This is a genomic window from Streptomyces sp. NPDC046900 (genome assembly GCF_040644975.1).
Lineage (GTDB): Bacteria > Actinomycetota > Actinomycetes > Streptomycetales > Streptomycetaceae > Streptomyces.
The window spans coordinates 135,229-152,355 of record NZ_JBEYXD010000002.1 but is presented as its reverse complement, the minus strand read 5'-3'; the positions used below and the strand labels follow the sequence as shown (position 1 = coordinate 152,355).

The 17,127-nt window shown below is 72.2% G+C and carries 14 protein-coding genes; 4 read left to right on the top strand and 10 right to left on the bottom strand.

Features of this window, described 5'->3' with window-relative positions; genetic code table 11:
• Nucleotides 1–16: 16 nt before the first annotated feature.
• The 5 genes from ABZ904_RS02855 to ABZ904_RS02835 all read right to left on the bottom strand — a co-directional run bounded on the left by ABZ904_RS02855 (nucleotide 17) and on the right by ABZ904_RS02835 (nucleotide 6,830).
• Entirely contained in the window at nucleotides 17–2,146 is a 2,130-nt protein-coding gene (locus ABZ904_RS02855; RefSeq protein WP_361820768.1) for a 3-hydroxyacyl-CoA dehydrogenase NAD-binding domain-containing protein, read from the bottom strand.
• Nucleotides 2,143–3,360, bottom strand: coding sequence for an acetyl-CoA C-acyltransferase (locus ABZ904_RS02850; RefSeq protein ID WP_359394288.1), 1,218 nt, complete (start codon nucleotides 3,358–3,360; stop codon nucleotides 2,143–2,145). The genes ABZ904_RS02855 and ABZ904_RS02850 overlap by 4 nt, the downstream gene beginning before the upstream one ends.
• Nucleotides 3,361–3,696: 336 nt before the next feature.
• Complete coding sequence (locus tag ABZ904_RS02845; RefSeq protein WP_359394290.1) at nucleotides 3,697–4,971, bottom strand: ribonuclease D; 1,275 nt, start codon at nucleotides 4,969–4,971, stop codon at nucleotides 3,697–3,699.
• Nucleotides 4,972–5,210: 239 nt separating this feature from the next.
• The gene (locus tag ABZ904_RS02840) at nucleotides 5,211–5,873 is read right to left on the bottom strand and encodes a response regulator transcription factor (RefSeq protein ID WP_003993737.1); all 663 of its coding nucleotides are present in this window, start codon (nucleotides 5,871–5,873) and stop codon (nucleotides 5,211–5,213) included.
• 288 nt (nucleotides 5,874–6,161) lie between these two features.
• A complete protein-coding gene (locus ABZ904_RS02835; RefSeq protein ID WP_359394293.1) occupies nucleotides 6,162–6,830 on the bottom strand; it encodes a DUF3000 domain-containing protein in 669 nt (222 codons plus the stop codon).
• Nucleotides 6,831–7,049: 219 nt separating this feature from the next.
• Here ABZ904_RS02835 and hemE point away from each other — a divergent pair, with 219 nt between their 5' ends.
• Nucleotides 7,050–8,117 (top strand): uroporphyrinogen decarboxylase, encoded by a 1,068-nt coding sequence (gene hemE, locus ABZ904_RS02830; protein WP_359394295.1) that lies wholly within the window; start codon nucleotides 7,050–7,052, stop codon nucleotides 8,115–8,117.
• Nucleotides 8,118–8,174: 57 nt separating this feature from the next.
• Here hemE and ABZ904_RS02825 read toward each other — a convergent pair whose 3' ends face one another.
• Nucleotides 8,175–8,999, bottom strand: a complete 825-nt coding sequence (locus ABZ904_RS02825) for a rhomboid family intramembrane serine protease (protein WP_359394297.1) — start codon at nucleotides 8,997–8,999, stop codon at nucleotides 8,175–8,177.
• Nucleotides 9,000–9,124: 125 nt separating this feature from the next.
• Here ABZ904_RS02825 and ABZ904_RS02820 point away from each other — a divergent pair, with 125 nt between their 5' ends.
• Complete coding sequence (locus tag ABZ904_RS02820) at nucleotides 9,125–9,469, top strand: hypothetical protein (protein WP_359394299.1); 345 nt, start codon at nucleotides 9,125–9,127, stop codon at nucleotides 9,467–9,469.
• 57 nt (nucleotides 9,470–9,526) lie between these two features.
• Here the strand turns inward: ABZ904_RS02820 and ABZ904_RS02815 are convergent, their stop codons facing one another.
• Nucleotides 9,527–10,924 carry an FAD-dependent oxidoreductase gene (locus tag ABZ904_RS02815; protein ID WP_361820762.1) on the bottom strand — a complete coding sequence of 466 codons (1,398 nt, stop codon included), beginning with the start codon at nucleotides 10,922–10,924 and terminating at the stop codon, nucleotides 9,527–9,529.
• 28 nt (nucleotides 10,925–10,952) lie between these two features.
• A complete protein-coding gene (locus tag ABZ904_RS02810; protein WP_361820759.1) occupies nucleotides 10,953–11,897 on the bottom strand; it encodes a DUF4349 domain-containing protein in 945 nt (314 codons plus the stop codon).
• Between the two features lie 159 nt (nucleotides 11,898–12,056).
• Between ABZ904_RS02810 and hemG the strand changes: the two genes are divergently transcribed.
• Nucleotides 12,057–13,535 (top strand): protoporphyrinogen oxidase, encoded by a 1,479-nt coding sequence (hemG, locus tag ABZ904_RS02805; protein ID WP_361820756.1) that lies wholly within the window; start codon nucleotides 12,057–12,059, stop codon nucleotides 13,533–13,535.
• A 4-nt stretch (nucleotides 13,536–13,539) separates the two neighbouring features.
• Nucleotides 13,540–14,271 carry a hydrogen peroxide-dependent heme synthase gene (gene hemQ / locus ABZ904_RS02800; RefSeq protein WP_359394307.1) on the top strand — a complete coding sequence of 244 codons (732 nt, stop codon included), beginning with the start codon at nucleotides 13,540–13,542 and terminating at the stop codon, nucleotides 14,269–14,271.
• Between the two features lie 37 nt (nucleotides 14,272–14,308).
• Here the strand turns inward: hemQ and ABZ904_RS02795 are convergent, their stop codons facing one another.
• Nucleotides 14,309–15,070, bottom strand: a complete 762-nt coding sequence (locus ABZ904_RS02795; protein ID WP_360989898.1) for a DUF4142 domain-containing protein — start codon at nucleotides 15,068–15,070, stop codon at nucleotides 14,309–14,311.
• 269 nt (nucleotides 15,071–15,339) lie between these two features.
• The gene (locus ABZ904_RS02790; RefSeq protein ID WP_361820753.1) at nucleotides 15,340–16,776 is read right to left on the bottom strand and encodes a DUF692 domain-containing protein; all 1,437 of its coding nucleotides are present in this window, start codon (nucleotides 16,774–16,776) and stop codon (nucleotides 15,340–15,342) included.
• Nucleotides 16,777–17,127 lie beyond the last annotated feature (351 nt).

Sequence of the window (17,127 nt, the reverse complement as noted above, 5' to 3'; positions counted from 1 at the left end):
CCTTCTCACGCCACGATCACGCCGGGACCGAGGCCATGCCCGGCTCGAGGAACCGCTTGCCGTTCACGCGCTCCGAGACGCCCTCGCGGTCCAGGTACGGCGTGATGCCGCCCAGGTGGAAGGGCCAGCCGGCGCCGGTGATCAGGCACAGGTCGATGTCCTGGGCCTCGGCGACGACGCCCTCGTCCAGCATCAGACCGATCTCCTGGGCCACCGCGTCCAGGACACGGGCGCGGACCTGCTCCTCGCTCAGAACGGTGTCGCCCTGCTTCAGGAGCGCGGCGACCTCCGGGTCCAGCTCGGGCTTGCCGCTGTCGTAGACGTAGAAGCCGCGCTTGCCCGCCTCGACGACCGCCTTCAGGTTCGGGGAGACCTTGAAGCGCTCCGGGAACGCGCCGTGCAGCGTCTCGGAGACGTGCAGGCCGATCGCCGGGCCGACCAGCTCGAGGAGGACCAGAGGGGACATCGGCAGGCCGAGCGGCTCGATCGCCTTCTCCGCCACCGCGACCGGGGTGCCCTCGTCGATGACGTTCTGGATCTCGCCCATGAAGCGGGTGAGGATGCGGTTGACGACGAACGCCGGGGCGTCCTTGACCAGAACCGCCGTCTTCTTCAGCTTCTTGGCCACCGCGAAGGCGGTCGCCAGCGAGGCGTCGTCCGTCTGCTCGTCGCGCACGATCTCGAGGAGCGGCAGGATCGCGACCGGGTTGAAGAAGTGGAAGCCGACGACCCGCTCGGGGTGCTGCAGCTTCGACGCCATCTCCGTCACCGACAGGGAGGAGGTGTTGGTCGCGAGGATCGCGTGCGCCGGGGCGACCGCCTCGACCTCTGCGAACACCTTCTGCTTGACCGACATCTCCTCGAACACGGCCTCGATGATGAAGTCCGCGTCCGCGAAGCCCTCCGCCTTGTCCAGGACACCGGAGACCAGCGCCTTGAGACGGTTGGCCTTGTCCTGGTTGATGCGGCCCTTGCCGAGCAGCTTGTCGATCTCGGCGTGGACGTAGCCGACGCCCTTGTCGACGCGCTCCTGGTCGATGTCCGTGAGGACGACCGGGACCTCGAGGCGGCGCAGGAACAGCAGGGCCAGCTGGGAGGCCATCAGACCGGCGCCGACGACACCGACCTTGGTGACCGGGCGGGCCAGGTTCTTGTCGGGGGCGCCCGCCGGGCGCTTGCCGCGCTTCTGGACGAGGTTGAACGCGTAGATGCCGGCGCGCAGTTCGCCGCCCATGATCAGGTCCGCGAGGGCCTGGTCCTCGGCGTCGTAGCCCTGCTGCAGGTCGCCGTTCTTCGCGGCGGCGATGATGTCCAGCGCGCGGTAGGCGGCCGGGGCCGCGCCGTGCACCTTGCCGTCGGCGATGAAGCGGCCCTTGGCGACGGCCTGGTCCCAGGCCTCGCCGCGGTCGATCACCGGGCGCTCGACCTGGATCTCGCCCTTGAGGACGGTGGCGGTCCAGATCAGCGACTGCTCGAGGAAGTCGGCGCCCTCGAAGATGGCGTCGGCGATGCCGAGCTCGTAGACCTGCTTGCCCCCCAGCTGCTTGTTCTGGTTGAGCGAGTTCTCGATGATCACCGAGACGGCCTTGTCGGCGCCGATCAGGTTCGGCAGCAGGGTGCAGCCGCCCCAGCCGGGGACCAGGCCCAGGAAGACCTCGGGCAGGGAGAACGCCGGGAGGGCCGCGGACACCGTGCGGTAGGTGCAGTGCAGGCCGACCTCGACGCCGCCGCCCATGGCCGCGCCGTTGTAGTACGCGAACGTCGGGACCGCGAGGGCCGACAGGCGCTTGAAAACCTCGTGGCCGCCCTTACCGATGGCCAGCGCGTCCTCGTGCCTCTTCAGCAGTTCGACGCCCTTGAGGTCGGCGCCGACCGCGAAGATGAACGGCTTGCCGGTGATGCCGACGCCGACGATCTCGCCGTCCGCGGCCTCCTTCTCGACCTGGTCGATCGCGGCGTTGAGGTTCGCCAGCGACTGCGGGCCGAAGGTGGTCGGCTTGGTGTGGTCGAAGCCGTTGTCCAGCGTGATCAGGGCGAACCTGCCCGCGCCCAGCGGCAGGTCGAAGTGGCGTACGTGCGCCTGCGTGACGACCTCGTCCGGGAACAGCTCGGCCGCGCCCTTCAACAGTTCGGCGGTGGTGCTCACTTGTCCCCCTCGAAGTGCGGGTTCTCCCAGATGACCGTCGCGCCCATGCCGAAGCCGACGCACATGGTGGTCAGGCCGTAGCGGACCTGCGGCTGCTCCTCGAACTGGCGGGCCAGCTGCGTCATCAGACGGACGCCGGAGGAGGCCAGCGGGTGACCGTAGGCGATGGCGCCGCCGTACTGGTTGACGCGCTCGTCGTCGTCCGCGATGCCGTAGTGGTCGAGGAGGGCCAGGACCTGGACGGCGAAGGCCTCGTTGATCTCGAACAGGCCGATGTCGGAGATCGAGAGGCCCGCCTTGGCGAGCGCCTTCTCCGTGGCCGGGATCGGGCCGTAGCCCATGACCTCGGGCTCCACGCCCACGAAGGCGTAGGAGACCAGGCGCATCTTGACCGGCAGGCCGTTCTCCCGCGCGAAGTCCTCGGACGCGATGATCGAGGCGGTGGCGCCGTCGTTCAGACCGGCCGCGTTGCCCGCGGTGACCCGGCCGTGGACGCGGAACGGCGTCTTCAGGTTCGCCAGGTTCTCCAGGGTGGTGCCCGGACGCATCGGCTCGTCGGCGGTGACCAGGCCCCAGCCCGTCTCGCCGCCCTCGGGGTTGGTGCGGCGCACCGAGATCGGCACCAGGTCCTGCTGGATCTTGCCGTTGGCGTACGCCTTGGCGGCCTTCTCCTGCGAGCGCACCGCGTACTCGTCGGCGCGCAGCTTGGTGATCTGCGGGTAGCGGTCGTGCAGGTTCTCCGCGGTCATGCCCATGAACAGGGCGGACTCGTCGACCAGCTTCTCGCTGACGAAGCGCGGGTTCGGGTCCACGCCCTCGCCCATCGGGTGGCGGCCCATGTGCTCGACACCGCCCGCGATGGCGACGTCGTACGCGCCGAAGGCGATGGAGCCGGAGACGGTGGTGACGGCGGTCAGCGCGCCCGCGCACATGCGGTCGATCGAGTAGCCGGGAACCGAGGTGGGCAGGCCCGCGAGGATGCCTGCGGTGCGGCCGATGGTCAGGCCCTGGTCACCGATCTGCGTGGTGGCGGCGACGGCCACCTCGTCGACCGTCTTCGGGTCGAGCCCGGGGTTGCGGCGCAGCAGCTCCCGGATCGCCTTCACGACGAGGTCGTCGGCGCGGGTCTCGTGGTAGATGCCCTTCGGGCCCGCCTTGCCGAACGGGGTACGGACGCCGTCGACGAAGACGACGTCCCTGACGGTACGAGGCACGATGGCTCTCCTCCAGGGTGCGGGATGGCACTGCTGCGACGCACTGAGCGCGCGCTCAGCTCCCATGCTACTTGTGGGTAACCAAGCTGCCCAGTCCCGCAGGCCCAAGCGGTGAAGGTCACACCATCGGGGGAGCCTTCGGGCGTAGCCCACCGGCGGCGCCACGCCGATCTTGGCGCGATCTCGACGCTGCCGCCCGCTTCAGGCAGCGTGCGAGCCCCTTCGGATTACGGCGGGCACCGTGGTGCGGCCGGGGCGGGACCCGCGACCGACCCACGGCGCCCGCCCTGTCCTGCGACCGGCTCCCTCCGGCGCGCCCCGTGGCCTTCCCGGTCCTCAGCCCAGGACCGACAGCGCCGCCACCAGCACCGGAGTGACCTGCTCGACCTGCCACGGCCGCGCCCCGTAACCGGTGAGCGCGGCCGCGACGGACCCGGCGTCGGCGGGTTTGGGCGGCTCCCAGCACACCCGTCGGACGGTGTCGGGGGAGATCAGATTCTCCTGCGGCATGTTCAGCTGCTCGGCGAGCGCCGAGATCGCCGCGCGCGCCGCGGTCAGCCGGGCCGCGGCCACCGGGTCCTTGTCGGCCCACGCCCGCGGTGGCGGGGGCCCGGTCACCGGCTGGCCGGGCTGCGGCAGGCCGGTCTCGGGCAGGGTCCTGGCACGGTCGACCGCGGCCTGCCACTGCTCCAACTGACGCCGTCCCATACGGTGCCCGAAGCCGCCGAGCGCGGCGAGGGCGTGCACATTCGGCGGCAGGGCCAGCGCGGCTTCGACGATCGCCGCGTCCCCGAGCACCTTGCCCGGTGAGACGTCCCGGCGCTGTGCGATGCGGTCCCGGGTCTGCCACAGCTCACGGACGACCGCCATCTGCCGGCGGCGGCGCACCTTGTGCATACCGGACGTACGGCGCCAGGGGTCCTTGCGCGGCTCCGCGGGCGGCGCGGAGGCGATCGCCTCGAACTCCTGCTGGGCCCACTCCAGCTTGCCCTGCCGGTCGAGCTCCTTCTCCAGGGCGTCCCGCAGGTCGACGAGCAGCTCGACGTCCAGCGCCGCGTAGCGCAGCCAGGGATCGGGGAGGGGTCGTGTCGACCAGTCGACGGCCGAGTGCCCCTTCTCCAGCACGAAGCCCAGAACGCCCTCGACCATGGCGCCGAGCCCGACCCGGGGGAACCCCGCGAGGCGCCCGGCCAGCTCGGTGTCGAACAGCTGGGTGGGCATCATGCCTATTTCCCGCAGGCACGGCAGATCCTGCGTGGCGGCGTGCAGCACCCACTCGGTGCCGGAGAGCACCTCGCCGAGGCCCGACAGGTCGGGGCAGGCGACGGGGTCGATCAGCGCGGTGCCCGCGCCCTCACGGCGCAGCTGGACCAGATAGGCACGCTGACCGTACCGGTAGCCGGACGCGCGTTCGGCGTCGACGGCCACCGGGCCGGTGCCGGCGGCGAAGGCCGAGATCATCTCGGCGAGGGAGGACGCGTCGGCGATCACGGGAGGAATCCCGTCACGCGGCTCCAGCAAAGGGATCGGCGCCGCTTCGACATCGTCCGGAGGGGCGCCTCCGGTGGTTCGCAGTGGGCTGTCTTCTGCGGTCTCTTGGGCGTCGGTCACCGGTCAAGGGTATCCGTGTATGGACTGCACCCGCCGACGGAACGTTCCGTCGGCGGGCGGTGGAGGGTCGTAAACCAGTCATGTGTCAGATGTGCGGGAAATGGATCAAGGTGCCGACTGTACGCGGGTCGGTGGGCCCGGCCCGCTCGGTGATCTCCCCGGACTCGGGTCGGCGGCGGCTCGGTGCGGACGCGGATCGGGGTGGGCGGTGGGAACGGTGGACAGGGATGGCTGCGGGGTCAGTGGATGATGCCGGTGCGCAGGGCGACCGCCACCATTCCGGCGCGGTCGCCGGTGCCCAGCTTGCGCGCGATGCGGGCGAGGTGGCTCTTGACGGTCAGCGCGGACAGGCCCATCGAGACGCCGATGGCCTTGTTCGACTGGCCCTCGGCGACCAGGCGGAGTACCTCCACCTCGCGGCCGGACAGTTCGCGGTAGCCGCCCGGGTGACTCGGGGCACCCGGGGGGCGGCGGTGCAGGCGCGCGGCGGCGGCGCCGATGGGAGCGGCGCCAGGTCGGGTGGGGAGCCCGACGTTGGTGCGCGTGCCGGTGACGACATAGCCCTTCACTCCGCCTGCCAGGGCGTTGCGGACCGCGCCGATGTCGTCGGCGGCGGACAGGGCCAGACCGTTGGGCCAGCCCGCGGCACGGGTCTCCGAGAGCAGGGTGAGACCGGAGCCGTCGGGGAGGTGGACATCGGCGACGCAGATGTCGCGGGGGTTGCCGATGCGAGGGCGCGCCTCCGCGATGGACGACGCCTCGATCACGTCGCGCACTCCGAGCGCCCAGAGGTGGCGGGTGACGGTGGAACGGACGCGCGGGTCGGCCACGACGACCATGGCGGTCGGCTTGTTCGGGCGGTAGGCGACCAGGCTTGCGGGCTGCTCGAGAAGAACGGACACCAGGCCTCCTGGGGTGCGGGACGGGGCCGGCTCTGGGGATCAAGCCGGGACGAACCGTGCTTTCAAGGTCACAGTCGTCTTCGGCACCAAACCTCTCGTCCTTTAGAGAATGATCACGATTTGGTGAGTAACAATCCGGGCAATTCGGACGCGCGAGCGATCAATGGGAGACCGAGTTGGATCACTCTGGCGTCGATATGAGGCTGAAAGTGGTCGTATCGACAAAGAGATGGCAAGAAACGTCAGTCGGAGGTTGACGCTGTCCGTCTTCCGGGCGGAGCGGCGAAATCAGCGGGACTGGGGATCCCGTCGTTGCGGCAGCGTCACCACGGAGGCATCACCCGGGCCTGCCGGAGGCAGCCCCGCCACCTGGCACAGCAGATCGCACCACGAGGCGAAATGGGCGGCCGTGTCCGGGGCACCGCCGAGGCCCTCGCGAGGCGTCCAGGAGGCGCGGATCTCGATCTGGGAGGCGGCCGGGCGCGTGGCGAGCCCGCCGAAGTAGTGCGAACTCGCGCGGGTCACCGTCCCGCTCGGCTCGCCGTACGCAAGCCCGCGGGCCTGCAGCGCCCCGGTCAGCCAGGACCAGCAGACCTCGGGCAGCAGCGGGTCGGACGCCATCTCCGGCTCGAGCTCGGCCCGCACCAGCGTGACCAGACGGAACGAGCCCTGCCAGGCCTCGTGCCCGGCCGGGTCGTACAGCAGGACGAGGCGCCCGTCGGCCAGATCCTCGCCCTCCTCGACGACCGCGGCCTCCAGCGCGTACGTGAACGGGGCGAGCCGCTGCGGAGGCCGCGTCGGCTCGACCTCGATCTCCGGCCGCAGCCGTGCGGCCTTCAGGGCGTCCACGGCGGCACGGAAGGGCGGCGGCGCCTGTTCCCTCGCATCGCCGTCTGTCTCCTCCGCGTCGTCCATTCCGCCAGCGCCGTCCGTCGGTTGTCCCTGAGCCGCAGCCATGCGGGGAAGGTTAAGGGCAGGAAAGCACGTTCGCAGGGAGAGACACCCGTGCCGCCGGTGGTTGGCCGGGAAAGGCACCGAGTGGCTGCGGCCGGGGCGAGTGCGCACCGGCCGTACCTGTGATATAGCGACGTCGAGTCGCACGCGCGCGTCCCAGTGGCCCTCCGGCGCGCTCGCCCCCGGTCTCGGCGGTCCGTGCGGCGTGCGAGACTTTCCGGCGTGAGTGCCACTGACCGCCCCGCCACGGGCCAGCCGACAGCGACGTACGACTCCGCCTTCCTCAAGGCGTGCAGGCGCGAACCGGTGCCGCACACACCGGTCTGGTTCATGCGGCAGGCCGGGCGCTCACTGCCCGAGTACCGCAAGGTGCGCGAGGGCGTCGCGATGCTCGAGTCCTGCATGCGGCCGGAGCTGATCACCGAGATCACGCTTCAGCCGGTCCGCCGGCACGGGGTGGACGCGGCGATCTACTTCAGCGACATCGTCGTGCCGCTCAAGGCCATCGGTGTCGACCTCGACATCAAGCCCGGCGTCGGGCCCGTCGTCCAGCACCCGATCCGCTCCCGCGCCGACCTCGCGCAGCTGCGTGACCTGACCCCCGAGGACGTCTCGTACGTCACGGAGGCCATCGGCCTGCTCACCGCCGAACTGGGCGAGACCCCGCTGATCGGTTTCGCCGGCGCGCCTTTCACCCTCGCGAGCTACCTCATCGAGGGTGGCCCCTCTCGCACGTACGAGAACACCAAGGCGCTCATGCACGGCGACCCGCAGCTGTGGACCGACCTGGTGGACCGGCTCGCGGAGATCACGGTCGCCTTCCTGAAGGTCCAGATCGAAGCGGGCGCCTCGGCGGTCCAGCTCTTCGACTCGTGGGCCGGCGCCCTCGCCCCCGCCGACTACCGCCGCTCGGTGCTGCCTGCCTCGGCCAAGGTCTTCCGGGCCGTCGAGGGGTACGGCGTCCCGCGCATCCACTTCGGTGTCGGCACCGGTGAACTGCTCGGCCTGATGGGCGAGGCGGGCGCGGACGTGGTCGGCGTCGACTGGCGCGTCCCGCTCGACGAGGCGGCCCGTCGCGTCGGCCCCGGCAAGGCCCTGCAGGGCAACCTCGACCCGGCGATCCTCTTCGCCCCGCGGGAGGTCGTCGAGACCAAGACCCGTGAGGTGCTGGAGGCCGCCGCCGGTCTGGAGGGCCACGTCTTCAACCTCGGCCACGGCGTCATGCCCTCCACCGACCCGGACGCCCTCACCCGGCTCGTGGAGTTCGTCCACACACAGACGGCCCACTGACACCTTTTTCTCCGGCCCGGTCGGCCACGGGCGCGCCTGAGCCCGTGCCGAGCCGTGTCACCAGACCTGCCGGGCCCGTGCCTGCCTGCCCCACAGCAGGCCGCGCGGCTCGGGCGGCGCCGGGGTGCCCCGGCGCAGCGGCCAGGCCAGCAGCATGCCCACGATGAAGCCGACGATATGGGCGGCGTACGCCACGGTCCCGGCATGGGAGACGGCGGCCCCGGACGAGTAGGCCGCCTGCAGCACGAACCAGAAGCCGAGCACGATCCAGGCGGGCAGCCGCAGCGGCAGGAAGATCAGGAAGGGGACCAGGACCCAGACCCTGGCCCGCGGGTAGAGGACCAGATAGGCGCCGAGCACGCCGGCGATGGCTCCCGAGGCGCCGATCAGCGGGTCGCCCGAGTCGGCGTTGAGCAGGGCGAAGCCGTACGCCGCCGCGTAGCCGCAGACGACGTAGAAGACGGCGTAGCGGACATGGCCGAGGCGGTCCTCGATGTTGTTGCCGAAGATCAGCAGGAACAGCATGTTGCCCAGCAGATGGAGCCAGCTGCCGTGCAGGAACATCGCCGTGAACACCGACGTCGGTGGTGACTTGTGGTAGTCCGGCGGGGCCACGACACAGCCGGCGCCGTGCGGTCCGACGCCGACGGCGCCCGTGGGCACGAGCCTCGGCAGCTGGTCGTGGATCAACTCCCGCGGGACCGCGGCGTAGTGGTCCAGGAACGCCTGGAGATGGCACAGCTGCGAGAGGTCGCTCTGTCCCGCCACCGAACCGGCCAGCCCCGGGGTGAACAGGAAGACGATGAAGTTGGCCGCGATCAGCGCGTACGTGACATAGGGCGTACTGCGCACCGGGTTCACGTCATGGACGGGGATCACCACAAGGAAGTACTGCCCTCGATCGGCCGCGTGAATCGGTGAACACGGCGGTCCGGGTGCCCGTATGTCTCGTCAACCGCCCGCGGCGCGGGGAAGGCGTGTCGCGGGGACGACGTGAGGAGCAGGCGATGAACGACCGGGTCACCCCTCCGATACACGCTCTGCCCGACGGCGAGGCCGAGCTCGCGCTGGTGATCCACCTGCCCTGGGAGGACATCGCCAGGCTGGGCCAGGAGGCCGGCCGGCTGGCCTCCCAGATGCAGCGTCCCGTCACCCTCGACGAGGCGGTCAGCCACCGGTTGCGCTCCACGCGCCCCGCCGCGCACGCCAAGCCCGCGGGGGCGCAGCCGCAGCCGGCCGCCGCCGTGCCCGCCGGCGCCCCGGTGTCGTCGCTGCCGCCGCGACCGCCGGCCGAGCAGGCCCGGCAGGCGATCGAGCGGATCAACGGGGTCGGTCAGCACGAGACGGCTTGAGCGGAGGGCGCCGCGGTGGCCGCCTGTGGTTCGTCCGCGTTCCCCTCGCACCCCCTATCAGGGCTGTGCCCGTACCGCCGTGACCGCCTTGCGGGCCGCCACCAGGACCGGATCCCACACCGGTGAGAACGGCGGCGCATAGCCCAGGTCCAGGGCCGTCATCTCCTCCACCGTCATCCGCGCGGTCAGGGCGACCGCCGCGATGTCGACCCGCTTGGCCGCGCCCTCTCGGCCGACGATCTGGACGCCGAGCAGCCGGCCCGTGCGGCGTTCGGCGAGCATCTTCACGGTCATGGGCGCGGAGTCCGGGTAGTAGCCCGCGCGGCTGGTCGACTCGATGGTGACCGTCACGTACTGCAGCCCCGCCCGCCGCGCGTCCTTCTCGCGTAGACCGGTGCGGGCGATCTCCAGGTCGCAGACCTTGCTCACCGCCGTGCCGACGACACCCGGGAACGTGGCGTAGCCGCCGCCCACGTTCGTGCCGATGACCTGCCCGTGCTTGTTGGCGTGGGTGCCGAGCGCGATGTGCCTCTCGCGCCCGGAGACCAGGTCGAGGACCTCGACGCAGTCGCCGCCGGCCCAGATGTGCTCGTGACCGCGCACCCGCATCGCGAGGTCCGTGAGCAGTCCGCCGTGCCCGCCCAGCGGCAGCCCCGCGGCCTTCGCCAGGGAGGTCTCGGGACGCACTCCGATGCCGAGGACCACCACGTCGGCCGGGAACTCGGCGGTCTCCGTGCCCACGGCCCGCACCCTGCCGTCGTCGCCGGTGAGGATCTTGGTGACCTCGGCGTCGTTCACCATGGTGATGCCGAGCCCCTCCATGGCCCGGTGCACCAGCAGGCCCATGTCCGGGTCGAGCGTCGCCATGGGCTCCCTGCCGCGGTTGACGACGGTGACCTCGTAACCGCGGTTGATCAGCGCCTCGGCCATCTCCACACCGATGTAGCCCGCGCCGACGACCACCGCGCGGCGGCCCGTCGTGGCGGTCAGCGTGTCCAGGAGCGCCTGGCCGTCGTCCAGGGTCTGCACGCCGTGCACCCCGGGCGCGTCGACCCCGGGCAGGTCGGGGCGGATCGGACGGGCGCCGGTCGCGATCACCAGCTCGTCGTACGAGGTCCACGCCTCGGCCCCGGTGTCGAGGTCCCGCGCCCGCACACGGCCGCCGTCCACGTCGATCTCCGTGACCTCGGTCCGCATCCGCAGGCCGATGCCGCGCGACCGGTGTTCTTCGGGGGCACGGGCGATCAGCGCGTCCCGTGAGTCGACGTCGCCGCCCACCCAGTACGGGATCCCGCACGCCGAGAACGAGGAGAAGTGGCCGCGCTCGAACGCCACGATCTCCAATGCGTCGGGACCTTTGAGGCGGCGCGCCTGCGACGCGGCGGACATGCCCGCCGCGTCGCCGCCGATGACCACCAGGCGCTCTGTCGAACGGCTTGTCGGGCTCGGGTTCATACGAACACGCTACGGCGCGGGGGGTCCGTCAGTCCTGCCCGCCCCGCCCTTCCTCCGGGGCCGCGGCGGTCGCGGGCGCCGGATGGTGCGGCAGCCGTGGGCGTACGCCCCGCACCCACACCAGTACCAGCAGCGCGGCGCACACCGCGAAGGGAAGTGCCGCGCCGATCGCCAGGGCGATCCACCGCAGCAGCGTGACGAAGACGTGCCAGCCGCCCGCCAGCGCGTCCAGGAAGCCCGGCCGGTCGTCCTTCGCGGCCTTCTTCACCGGCGTCTCGGACAGCGAGAGGGTGATGGTGGCCAGGCTGGTGCGGTCGTCGAGGGAGGCCTGCCGGGCGAGCAGCGACTCGAGGTCGGCCTCGCGCGTGCTCAACTCCCCTTCCAGGGCGACCACGTCACTGAGCTTGGTCGCCCGGTCCATCAGCTCACGCACCCGTGCCACGCTCGCGCGCTGCGACTTGATGCGGCTGTCGACGTCCACGACCTGGTCGGTGACGTCGACGGCCTTGGCCGTGCGCTCGACGAGCCTGCCCGCGCCCTGCAGTTCGCCGAGCACTTCCTCGTACTTCGCGACGGGCACGCGCAGGACGAGCCGGGTGCGCTCGTGGCCGGCGGTGTCGCGGCTGGTGCTCTCGCTGCCGACGAACCCGCCCGCGTTCTCGACGGCCGTCCGCGCCTCGTCGAGCGCCTTGGGCACCTCCTTGACCTGCACGGTGAGGGACGCCGTACGGATGATGCGGTTCGCGGTCAGCCGGGGCGCGGTGTCGCGGGCCTTCGCTTCGCCGGATGCGGCGCTGCCGGCGTCACCGTCGGCGGCGCCCTGCCTGTCTGCGGGTACGGCGGCCTTGGCATCGCCGCCATCGGCCTTGCTCATGTCGTCGGCGCCGGCGCTGCAGCCCGCGAGTGCGAGTGAAGCGGCGAGCAGTGTCGCGGCCAGCACCTGAACCGGCCGTGGTGAGCGTGGAATGCGCATGCGGTCATACCCCCCGAGGGTCGTTGTGACGGACGCCTCTTCGACGCCGGACCCGGACCGGACGTTGGCCTGATCCGGTTCCGATGCGGTCACGGTCGGGACTCGGCAGGGACACCCGGCCCCTGCGGGAGTGCCGACGGGGTCTGAGAGGCTGGATGCATGAGCGCAAGGGAGACCCCCGCGTCCGCGGGGCACGTCGTCGTCATCGGAGGCGGGATCGCGGGCCTGGCCGCCGCCCACCGGCTGCTGGACCGGGGCGCGCGGGTGACGGTGCTGGAGGCCTCGGACCGGGTCGGAGGCAAGCTGCTGCCCGGCGAGATCGCGGGCGCACGGGTCGATCTCGGCGCCGAGTCGATGCTCGCGCGACGGCCCGAGGCGGTGGCGCTGGCCCGCGCGGTCGGCCTCGCGGACCGCCTGCAGCCGCCGGCCACGGCCGCCGCCTCGATCTGGACGCGCGGCGCCCTTCGCCCGATGCCCAAGGGGCACGTCATGGGCGTGCCCTCCGCCGCGTCCGCACTGTCCGGCCTCCTGTCCGACGAGGGCCTGCGCCGTATCGAGCGGGACGCGGACCTGCCGCGCACCGAGACCGGCGACGACGTGGCCGTGGGGGAGTACGTGGCGGCGCGCCTCGGCCGCGAGGTCGTCGACCGCCTGGTGGAGCCGCTCCTCGGCGGGGTGTACGCGGGCGACGCGTACCGCATCTCGATGCGCTCGGCCGTCCCGCAGCTCTTCCAGGCCGCCCAGGCCCACGGCTCGCTGACGGAGGCGGTCCGCGAGATCCAGGCCAAGGCGGCCGCCGCCGCGCAGACCGGCCCGGTGTTCATGGGCATCGAGGGCGGTGTGGGCCGGCTGCCGCTCGCGGTGGCGGAGTCGGTGCTCGCGCGGGGCGGCGAGATCCGGCTGAACAGTCCCGTCCACGGCCTGCGCTTCACCGTTGAGCCCGGGGGCGGTGGCGCGCGCTGGGAGGTGCTGGTCGACGACCACGTCGAGGAGGCCGACGGCGTCGTCGTCGCCTCGCCCGCTCGTGACGCGGCCCGTCTGCTGTCCGGGGCGTGCCCCGGGGCCGCCGCCGAACTGCGCTCGATCGAGTACGCCTCCATGGCCCTGGTCACCCTCGCCTACCGCCGCGCGGAGGCCGCGGCCCTTCCCGAGGGGAGCGGCTTCCTGGTGCCGCCGGTCGACGGCCGCACGATCAAGGCGTCGACCTTCGCCTCCCGCAAATGGGGCTGGATCGCCGACGAGGACCCGGACGTGCTCGTGGTGAGGACGTCCGTGGGGAGGTACGGCGAGACGGAGATCCTGCAGCGCGACGACGCCGGCCTGGTGGCCCTCTCCCGGCACGACCTGCGCGAGGCGACCGGCCTGGACGCCGTCCCGGTGGAGACCCGCGTCACCCGCTGGACCGACGGTCTGCCCCAGTACCCCGTGGGCCACCACGCGCGCGTGGCCCGCATCCGCGAGCACGTGGCCGGGCTTCCGGGCCTCGCGGTGTGCGGTGCGGCGTACGACGGCGTCGGCATCCCGGCGTGCATCGCGAGCGCGTACGCCGCCGTGGACCAACTCGACGGTGATCCGCGCGGTGTGCGGGAGCTCATGGCGAGCCCGGTGCAGAGCCTGCACGGCGGAGCGGGAGAATAGGCACATGAGTGACGACGCCCCCACCACCGAGCCCGGCAGGATCCCGAACAAGGGCAAGCTGGCCAAGGACCTCAACGAGGTCATCCGCTACACGCTGTGGTCCGTCTTCCGGCTGAAGGACGCGCTGCCGGAGGACCGCACCGGTTACGCCGACGAGGTCCAGGAGCTGTTCGACCAGCTCGCCGCGAAGGACGTGACCGTCCGGGGTACGTACGACCTGTCGGGTCTGCGCGCCGACGCCGACGTGATGATCTGGTGGCACGCCGAGACCAGTGACGAGCTGCAGGAGGCGTACAACCTCTTCCGCCGTACGAAGCTCGGCCGTGCGCTCGCGCCGGTGTGGTCCAACATGGCGCTGCACCGCCCGGCGGAGTTCAACCGTTCGCACATCCCGGCGTTCCTCGCCGACGAGACGCCGCGCAACTACGTCAGCGTCTACCCGTTCGTGCGCTCCTACGACTGGTACCTGCTGCCGGACGAGGACCGCCGCCGCATGCTGGCCGACCACGGCAAGATGGCCCGCAACTACCCGGACGTGCGCGCCAACACGGTCGCCTCGTTCTCGCTCGGCGACTACGAGTGGGTCCTCGCCTTCGAGGCCGACGAGCTGCACCGCATCGTCGACCTCATGCGCCACCTGCGCGGCTCGGAGGCCCGGATGCACGTCCGCGAGGAGGTGCCGTTCTTCACCGGCCGCCGCAAGTCGGTCGCGGAGCTGGTCGCGGGCCTCGCCTGACCGCGTGGGGCGGGCCGGGACACCCGGCCCGCGCCCCTCACGGCGGGGGGCTGGAGGCCGCCGGCGGCAGCGAGTACGTCGCCGAGGGCGTCACCGGCACCGGTGTGCCGGGGTCGTTCGTGGGGCCCGGCGGGGCCGGGGACGGGGTGAGCGGGGGCGGACTGGCCGTGGCCGCGTCCTGGGCCAGGGCGTCGAAGTCGACGTAGCCTGTGGCCTCGAGGACCTTGATGTGGTCGAGGACGGTGGCGTTCGCGTCGTCGGCGAGGACACGCACGAGCGAGTTGCGCGTGGTGGCGCGGACCTGGGCGACGACGGCTAACACCTTGCCGTGGGCCTGGCGCAGGAGGTTGGCGAAGTCGCGGTCGTACTCCTCGCCCTGCGCCGCGTCCAGCGCCGAGAGCCACTGGCGCTGCTGGGCGTTCGGCTGGTTGGGCAGGGCGAGCCCGAGGCGGGCGGCGACGTCGCGGACGCGGGCGTCCAGGAAGGTGTGCCCCTCGATGAGGTGCTCGCCCGCGGTGCGCACCGCCTGTGTGGTGCCTTTCTGCTCGGCCTGCTGACCCGCCGGCAGCTCCCACAGCCCGGCCAGCCGGACCCTGGTGATGAAATCCCGGTCCAGCGCGGACAGCGGGCCGTAGCTTGTGGGCACGGTCTGCGCGTTCAGGGTGTCCAGGCCGGTGCCGGAGCGGTCCGCGTAGGACCAGACGGGGAAGACGAGTGCGGCAAGGGTCCCCGCGAGCAGGGTGATGATGATCCCGGTGCCGCTCAAGATTCCGCGGCCCTGGACCGGTCTGGATCGCATGGTGCCTCCCGCTTCCGGCACCGCATGCTCGTGCGCCTCGGGTGCAGGCTGGCATATTACTGCGCCGTACCGACCAACTGCCCTACGGGAAGAAATAGTTGGATAGCGGGCATCGCATGCCTTATGCGCTCGGCGAACAGGCCGTCATCCCCTGGCGAAGTGGGGTGAATCGACGCTGCGGGCGCGATGTTCGACTGCTGTGTCGACCGGGGCACATTCCGTGGAATCGGCCCCCGGGGCACGCCAGGAGTGACATGGGCGAGCTCCGGTCAGTGCCCCAGCAGGACCCGGCGCGTGGCGCGGGCGAGCCGGGCCGCGGGGTGCCGGGAGGGCGGGGTGGGGCCGGAGCGCTCCAGCCACCACTCGCGCAGCCGGCGCCGCCGCTCGGCGTCCTCGGGGCGCCCGGCGAGCAGCAGGTGCTCGGCGAAGTCGAGGGCGTCGCGCCGGTAGCCGTCCGACATCGGCCGGCCCTGGGCATAGGCGAGGAACGCGGACCGGTACTCCTCCCCGAGGATGCCGGGCAGCTCCGGCGCGACCTTCGCCACGATCGAGGACCGCTTGGCGGCGAGGGCGCGCGCCTGCACCCCGAGCCGCACCCGGTCGAAGCCCTCGGGCACGGGCGTACCCGCCACGAGGGAGGAGAGCAGCGCGGCCTGTGCGAGCGCCAGCCGCTGCCGAGCGGAGGCGGAAGCGGTGCCGCGCGCGTCCGTGGTCCGCGTGTCCGCGGGCTCTGCCGCCGGGCCGGCTGTCCCGGTGGGCCGTTCCGCCGGGAGCAGTCCCGTGCCCGACTGCGCCGCGGTACCGCGCCGGGTCCCGGTCGCCGGCTGCCGCGCGGCCGTCCGCGCCGGGGGACCCTGCCGCACCCCCGTCCGGGTCCGTGCTCCCGCCTTCTCGACCGTTTCCCGAATAGCGGCCAACTCCCCCTCCAGCTCGGCCGGTTCGGGGAAGTTGTCGTCGCGCTCCAGCAGGACGCCGGGCGCGGTGGCGCGGGACGCGAGGTCGGCCAGCACATCGAGGACCGGCTGCGTGACCGGGTGGGCGTGGCTGTCGTGCCAGACGCCGTCGCGTTCGTACCCGCCCGCGACGTGGACGTACGCGATGGCCTCGACGGGCAGTTCGTCCAGCGCCTTGGCCGGGTCCTCGCCCCGGTTGACGTGGTTGGTGTGCAGGTTCGCCACGTCGATCAGCAGCCGCACGCCGGTACGGTCGGCCAGTTCGTACAGGAACTGCCCCTCGGTCATCTCCTCGTCCGGCCAGGAGATCAGCGCCGCGATGTTCTCCACGGCGAGCGGCCGGGGAAGGGCGTCCTGCGCGATCCGGACGTTCTCGCACAGGACGTCCAGTGCGTCGCGGGTGCGCGGGACCGGGAGCAGGTGCCCCGCCTCCAGCAGCGTCGAGGCGGTGAGCGGCCCGCCCGCCCGCACATACGCGATGTGCTCGGTTACCAGGGGAGACCCCAGCGCCTCGGCGCATGCGGCGAGATCGGCGAGCCGGCCCGCGTGGGGGCGGTCCGCGCCGCCGAGGCCGAGGGAGACGCCGTGCGGGACGACGGTGACGCCCCGCGCGCGCAGGCGCAGCAGCGACTCGGGGAGGTGCCCCGGACACACGTTCTCGGCCACGGTCTCGACCCAGTCGACGCCGGGCATGGCCTCCACGGCAACGGCGATCTCAGGCCGCCATCCGATGCCGGTTCCCAGTCGTTCCATCGTCCCCTCCTCCGCCACGGTTCCCGCCGGGCCGCTCTCGTGCGGTCCACGGCCGCACCCGGTGCGCCCGTCCGTCCCCGTCGGCGCACCGCCGGTGCCGGCGTGACGAAGTCATGGCCCCGGCCCCTCGCGCCGAACCCCTTCCGGGGGACGTTCAGAGCAACATTTGAGGTTCCGCCGGACTCCGGTCCGGCTTGCGCGACCACCGGCCGGCGGGGCTTTTCGACCCCAATGGCGGAACCTCCCCGCGCGGCTTCCAGGAAGATCTTTTAGGAGGCCGTCCAGCACCCTGCCCGGACCCAGGGCGACCGGCCACCACTGCGCCGGTCGCGGCCCAGAAGTCAGGAGCAG